The 425-nt window shown below is 57.9% G+C and carries 1 protein-coding gene; it reads left to right on the top strand.

What is annotated here, in order from left to right; all coding sequences use genetic code 11:
* The coding region (locus tag CHM34_RS18580; RefSeq protein WP_141201792.1) for a glutamate synthase-related protein at window positions 1–425 on the top strand (425 nt) is incomplete at both ends.

Genomic DNA, 425 nt, shown 5'->3' with positions numbered 1-425 from the left:
GCTTAATGGTCTTCGTGACCGCATCGTGGTGCAGTGTGACGGTCAGCTCAAGACCGGACGCGACGTCGTCGTAGCTGCCTTGCTTGGCGCCGAAGAGTTTGGGTTCGCAACTACCGCGCTCATTGTCGAGGGATGCGTCATAATGCGTAAGTGCCATACCGACACCTGCCCGGTAGGTGTGGCTACTCAGAATCCGGAATTGCGTGAGAAATTCGCCGGTGATCCCGACCACGTCGTCAACTTCATGATGATGATGGCTGAGCAGACTCGCGAAATTCTCGCTGAGCTCGGATTCCGCTCCATTGACGAGGCTGTTGGCCATGTTGAGGCACTGGATACCCGCAAGGCCATCACGCACTGGAAGGCTAGGGGTCTTGACCTGTCGCCGATTTTGCATCAGGTGGACCTTCCCCACGGCTCCCCGC

Source organism: Paludifilum halophilum (assembly GCF_002245355.1).
Taxonomy (GTDB): Bacteria; Bacillota; Bacilli; order Thermoactinomycetales; family DSM-45169; genus Paludifilum; species Paludifilum halophilum.
Note: the sequence above shows the minus strand (reverse complement) of the source record. Positions and strands in the feature narration are given on the sequence as shown.